Source organism: Pseudomonas sp. CM27, assembly GCF_013179515.1.
Classification (GTDB): domain Bacteria; phylum Pseudomonadota; class Gammaproteobacteria; order Pseudomonadales; family Pseudomonadaceae; genus Aquipseudomonas.
In genome coordinates this window covers 1-6,165 of the sequence record NZ_JABMCN010000312.1, presented here as the reverse complement: position 1 = coordinate 6,165, position 6,165 = coordinate 1, and the positions used below count along the sequence as shown (strand labels likewise).

The 6,165-nt window shown below is 64.3% G+C and carries 5 protein-coding genes; 1 reads left to right on the top strand and 4 read right to left on the bottom strand.

Annotated features, from left to right (window positions below):
• Nucleotides 1-99: 99 nt before the first annotated feature.
• Nucleotides 100-1,428, bottom strand: coding sequence for a CDP-diacylglycerol--serine O-phosphatidyltransferase (gene pssA, locus HP547_RS26465; RefSeq protein ID WP_172229574.1), 1,329 nt, complete (start codon nucleotides 1,426-1,428; stop codon nucleotides 100-102).
• 181 nt (nucleotides 1,429-1,609) lie between these two features.
• Here pssA and HP547_RS26460 point away from each other — a divergent pair, with 181 nt between their 5' ends.
• Entirely contained in the window at nucleotides 1,610-2,602 is a 993-nt protein-coding gene (locus HP547_RS26460) for a GlxA family transcriptional regulator (RefSeq protein ID WP_172229571.1), read from the top strand.
• Nucleotides 2,603-2,670: 68 nt separating this feature from the next.
• Here HP547_RS26460 and HP547_RS26455 read toward each other — a convergent pair whose 3' ends face one another.
• From HP547_RS26455 to HP547_RS26445, 3 genes are all read right to left on the bottom strand, one after another.
• Nucleotides 2,671-4,005 (bottom strand): MFS transporter, encoded by a 1,335-nt coding sequence (locus HP547_RS26455; protein ID WP_172288370.1) that lies wholly within the window; start codon nucleotides 4,003-4,005, stop codon nucleotides 2,671-2,673.
• Nucleotides 4,006-4,166: 161 nt separating this feature from the next.
• Nucleotides 4,167-5,378 carry a M24 family metallopeptidase gene (locus HP547_RS26450; RefSeq protein ID WP_172229565.1) on the bottom strand — a complete coding sequence of 404 codons (1,212 nt, stop codon included), beginning with the start codon at nucleotides 5,376-5,378 and terminating at the stop codon, nucleotides 4,167-4,169.
• 243 nt (nucleotides 5,379-5,621) lie between these two features.
• The coding region (locus HP547_RS26445; protein WP_306140593.1) for a peroxidase family protein at nucleotides 5,622-6,165 on the bottom strand (544 nt) is incomplete at its 5' end.

Genomic DNA, 6,165 nt, shown 5'->3' with positions numbered 1-6,165 from the left:
CCGCCCGCGCGGCGCTCGATCTCACCGGCGCTGCATATCTTGCGGCAAGCACCTGTCAGCCCGATGCGATCCCGTCAAAGCCAGCAAAGCCAAAAACCCTCAAAGCACCCGCTTGATCAACGGCTCCAACCGGCTATACCGCAACCTTCGCAGCAACTTGCGCACGTCCTTCGGGTGCTCGGTCTTGGCCCCGAGCGCTTCGGCCGAGCCGATCTTCGGCGCATGCCGGCGCAATTCGGTCAGCTCCGCTTCCCGCGGCGCCAGCCACTGCCCCTGCGGGTCATCGATCAGCAGGCCGTTCTCCAGGTCCAGGTTGAACCCGCGCGGGTTCAGGTTGTTGCCGGTCAGCAGCGAATAACGCTGGTCTATCCACACGCCCTTGGCATGGAAGGTATGCCCCGGATCGTTCCAGATCCGCACCTGCAACTGGCCGCTGGCGATCGCGCCGTGGCGGCGCCGGGCGAAGGCGCGCAGGTTGTCCTCGTACAAATAAGGCAACGCACCGCTGGCACTGAACGGCTCGCCAGGGGCGATATAGAAATCGTTGGCCGTGCGGTCACCGACGATCAGCTCCACCTGTACCCCCCGCGCCAAGGCTTGATCGAGCTCGCGCATCAGCACCCGCGGCGGGTTGAAATACGGCGTGCTGATGATGACCTGCTCGCGCGCGGCCGCCAGCAACGCGCACACAGTGCGGTTCAGCGGGTTGCCACGGCCCACACCGAGCAGCGGGATCACCCGCAGGCCCTGCCCCGCTCCGCTGGCAGGTGCCTGGTAGACCATGCGCCGCAGCCGCGCGCGCAAACGCCGAATGTCCCCCCGCAGGCTGCGGGTGGATGGCGGCTGCGGCAGATCGAGGCGCGGTGTGGCGGTGTGGTGCAGCAGACGCCGCACCAGATCGACCATGGCATCGGCCAGCGCTGGCGACTGGAACAGGTGGTAGCGGTCCAGCCGATAGCGATCGAAGCGGTGCAGGTATACGTTGTTCAGGCTGGCACCGGTGTAGATCACGCAGTCGTCGATGATGCTGCCCTTCAGGTGCAAGACCCCGAACAGCTCGCGGGTCTGCACCGGCACCCCATGGATGACGATGTCCAGCCCGTGGTGCTGGCGCTGGGCCTGGTACCACGCGGCATTGCCCGGCTGGCGCCCGCCGCCCAGCAGGCCGCGCCTGGCACGGAACCAGTCGACCACGATGGTGATTTCCAGGCCTGGCCGCGCCGCCTTGGCCTGGTACAGGGCATCCAGCACTTCCTGGCCGGCCTCGTCTTCCTGCAGGTACAGCGCGACGATGACGATACGCCGGCTCGCGGTGCGGATGCGCTCCAGCAGGCAGGCGCAGTAGGCTTTGGCGTCCGGCAATACCTGGATCGACTCGGGCGCCACGGCGTAGCCTGGCAATTCCGCCAGCATGGTTTCGGGGTTCACTCACGATCACCTTATGTGTGCAATCACTGTCGGCCCCGCCAACCGGCGGGGCCATTCCTGGCCGCAGTGCCGGGGGTGTAAGATCAACCCGGCAACGACCTATAACAACAAGAACCACGCGAGGCTGTATTTTCTCACTGCCCCTGACGAACTATGCCTCAGCTTGCACAGGAACCGCGCAATGGTCCACCCCGCATCTGCAAACCTGTCGACGTCTACAGTAAAGACCTTCGGCTTTCTGATCCTGCCCAATTTCACCACCATCGGCCTGGCCTCTGCCGTCGAGACCCTGCGCATGGCCAACCTGGCAGCGCGCCGGCCGCTGTTTCGCACCGTGCTCATCGCCGCGGACGACGCACCGGTGATGGCCAGCAACGGCATGCGCGTGCTGCCCGACTTCAGCATCGCCAACGCCCCCGCGCTGGATGCGCTGCTGGTGGTCGGCGCCAACCCGATCGACCGCGGCCGTGGCAATCGCCCGCTGATCGACTGGCTGCGCCAGCTGGCCCGCCAACGCCTGCCGCTGGGCGGTATCTGCACCGGCAGCTACCTGCTGGCCAGGGCGGAGCTGCTCAAGGGCTATCGCTGCACTATCCACTGGGAAGACCTGCCGACATTGCAGGCACAATTCCCCGGCATTGTCATATCCAGCCAGTTGTTCGAGCTGGACCGCGACCGTTATACCTGCTCGGGCGGCGTGGCCGCGATGGACATGATGCTGCAACTGGTGGCCCGCGAGCCCGGCGGCCAGGACATCGCGGCCAAGGCCGCCGAGCTGCTGCTGTGCGACCGGGTGCGCGGCGAACGTGAGCGCCAGCGGGTGCCGCTGCGCACCCTGCTGGGCAGTGCCCAGCCCAAGCTGAGCCAGGTGGTGGCGATCATGGAGGCCAACCTCGAAGAGCCGCTGGGGCTGGAAGAGCTGGCCGACCTCAACCAGGTGACCGTGCGCCAGTTGGAGCGGCTGTTCCACAAATACCTGCAGCGCACGCCCAGCCAGTATTACCTGCAGCTACGGTTGTCGCGGGCGCGCGAATTGCTGCTGCGCAGCGACGTACAGGTGCGTGAGGTGGCGCTGGCCTGCGGGTTCAGTTCACCGGCGCATTTTTCCAAGAGCTATAGCCGGTTCTTCGGGTTGTCGCCGCTGGGGGAGCGGCGTCAGGCTTCGTTGCATTGATTCAGGTTGTGTTTACGTTTTGCCGGCCCTTTCGCGGATTCACCCGCTAAAGGGCCGGCACTGGCCAATCAGTCTTCCAGGGCCATGTGGGCTGTCTCCCGGCACATCAGCATGGCTACCAGCGCCACCAGTGCCGCCGCCAGCAAATACCCCGCCGGTGCCAGCTTGCTGCCGGTCACCTGGATCAGCCAGGTGGCAATGAACGGCGCGGTCCCGCCGAACAACGCGTTGGCCAGGTTGAAACTCAGGGCAAAGCCGCTGAAACGCACCCGGGTCGGGAAGATTTCCGCCAGCAGGCACGGCAAGGTGCCATCGTTCATCGCCAGCATCGCCCCGAAGATGATCTGGATCGCCAGGATCACCAGCAAAGGCTGGCCGTCAAGCAGGCGGAACAGCGGCACGGTCAAGCCCAGGAACAACAGTGAGGCCACCACCAGCATGGTCTTGCGTCCAAAGTGGTCGGACAGCCGTCCCATCAGGAAAATCAGCCCGATATAGGTGGCCAGCGACACCGTCGAGGCGATGAACGAATCCCGCTCGCTCATGCCCATTTCAGTAGACAGGTAAGTGGGCATGTAGCTCAGCAGCAGGTAGAACGCCACCGCGTTCAGGCATGTGACGCCCAGGCCGATGGCCAGGCTGCGCCGGTGCTTGCTCAACAGTTCACGGATCGGCGCGGGGGTCATGCAGGCCTTGTTCTCCAGGCGCTGCTCCATTTCCAGAAACTTGGGCGTGTCCTGCAGGCTCATGCGGATGTAGCGCCCCACCAGGCCGAATGGCGCTGCCAGCAGAAACGGCAGACGCCAGCCCCATTCGTGCAGGGCTTCACTGCTGAGCAGCTCATGCAGCACGGCGACAAACGCCGCGCCGAACAGCAAACCGGCTGCGGTGCTGGCCGGTACGATACTGGTGTACATGCCACGCCGGCCGGGCGGCGCGTACTCGGCGAGGAAGGCGGCGGCACCGGCGTACTCGCCCGACGCCGAAAAGCCCTGCACCAGGCGGATCAGCAACAACAGGCACGGCGCCCACAGGCCGATCTGTGCATAGCCTGGCAACAGGCCAATGCAGAAGGTAGACAGCGACATGATCAGGATCGACAACGACAAGGCGTTGCGCCGCCCGTGGCGATCACCGAAATGGCCCCAGATCACGCCGCCCAGCGGGCGCACCAGGAACGACAGGGCGAACACCGCGAAGGTCGCCAGCAGGCCGGTGGCTTTGTCGGTTTGCGGGAAGAAGGTGGCGGCGATGATGGTGGCCAGGTAGCCGTAGGCGGCGTAGTCGAACCACTCGACGAAATTGCCCATGAAACTGGCCCGGGCGGCCTTGCGCAAGGCCTGGCGTTCAGCGCTGGGCGCGGCGCCGTCGAGGGTGGGAGCGTTCAGGATGGTGCTGGACATGACGGGTACCCTCTGATTCTTTTAATTGGAGGCAGGGTCTGGTGGTCATACAGTTATTTTTTTGTTGTCTGGGCCGGCCTCTTCGCGGCTGAAGCCGCTCCCACTGGGCCCTCTACAGGCCTTATGGGAGCGGGTCAGCCGCGAAGCAGGCCGCGCGATGCTTATTTGCGAATGATGTTGTGCTCCGGCCCATACGGGAACTTGGTGATGTTCTCGGCACCGCTGTCATTGACGATCAGGATGTCATGCTCGCGGTACCCACCGGCACCCGGTCGCCCTTCGGGCAACATGATCATCGGCTCGATCGACACCACCATGCCCGGCTCCAGCACGGTGTCGATGTCTTCACGCAGCTCCAGCCCCGCCTCGCGGCCATAGTAGTGGCTAAGCGTGCCGAACGAATGACCATAACCGAAGGTGCGGTACTGCAGCAGGTCATGACGCAGGAAGATCTCGTTCAGTTCATGGGCGATGTCACTGCAGCGCATGCCCGGGCGTACCAGTTTCAAGCCGGCCTCATGCACTTCGACGTTGGCTTGCCACAGGCGCAGGTACTCGTCCGGGCAGTGGTCGAGGAACAGCGTGCGCTCCAGCGCCGTGTAGTAGCCGGCGATCATCGGGAAGCAGTTGAGGCTGAGGATCTCGCCCTTGCCGACCCGGCGGCTGGTGACCGGGTTGTGTGCCCCATCAGTATTGAGCCCGGACTGGAACCAGGTCCAGGTGTCCATCAGTTCGGCATCGGGGAAACGCCTGGCGATTTCGCGCACCATCGCCTGGGTGGCATGCAGCGCCACTTCGTATTCAGGCACCTGATCGCGCAGTGCCTCGACCACCGCGGCACCGCCGATGTCGGCCACCTGCGCACCGTGGCGGATCAGTGCCTGCTCCTCGGCCGACTTGATCATGCGCATGCGCATGCACGGCGCACCGATGTCCAGCAGCTCGGCCTTGGGGTAGCAGGCGGCGAGTTTGCTGTGGTTCTGAAGGTTGAGGTGGTCGTATTCCACACCGATGCGCGAGGCCAGCGGCAGCGCCTGCTGGATGGCGACGAAATAGTTGTCACGTTGCCAGTCGGTGTAGACGATGTTGTCGCCGCCGACCGTGCGCCGCCAGGGTTGCCCGCCATCGATGTTGGCACTGATCGAGACCACCTTGTCCTGGGTTATCACCAGCGCATAGGGGCGGCCGAACGAGCAGTACAGGAAGTCGCTGTAGTAGTTGACGTTGTGGTATGAGGTGAAGATTGCCGCCTCGATGTCCTGCTCGGCCATGTAGGCCCGCAGCCGGGCGTGGCGGGCAGCATATTCCTGGGCCGAGAAAGTCGGCTGGACCTTGTCGCCGTTGTGGATTTTCAGGGTCTTGGGCATTTGCATGGTCGGGGTTCCTTGTCGTTGTGAGCACGCTGTTCAGGCCGGCCGCCTGAGAAGCATTGCAACAGAACCGACGAGGACGCTTTTGTACCTATCCGACCTGGAATTGGCGGGATTGCCAGTGTCTCAAGGGGCTGCGTTGCAGCCCATTCGCGGGCTTGCCCGCTCCCACAGGTACAGCGCAGCCCTCCTGTGGGAGCGGGCAAGCCCGCGAATGGGACGCAGCGCGTCCCACCGATAACGCCTTTACTTCAGGTCAAAACGATCCAGCTCCATGACCTTCTCCCAGGCCGCCACAAAGTCACGGACAAACTTGTCACCGCCATCACCGCTGCCGTACACCTCGCTCACCGCCCGCAGCTGGGCATGCGAGCCAAACACCAGGTCGACGCGGCTACCGGTCCACTTCACCTGCCCGGTCTTGCGGTCACGGCCTTCGAACGCTTCGTTGTCTGCCGAGGTCGGCTTCCACTCCACGCTCATGTCCAGCAAGTTGCGGAAGAAGTCGTTGCTCAAGGTGCCGACCTTGTCGGTGAACACGCCTTGCGTGTTACCGCCATGGTTGGCGCCCAGCACCCGCAGGCCACCGATCAGCACGGCCAGTTCCGGGGCGGTCAGGGTCAGCAACTGGGCTTTGTCCAGCAGCAGTTTTTCGGCCTTGACGCTGTATCGGTCCTTGCTGAAGTTGCGGAAACCATCAGCCAGGGGCTCCAGCACGGCGAACGACTCGACATCGGTCTGCGCCTGCGAGGCATCGGCACGCCCCGGGCGGAACGCGACGTTGAGGTTG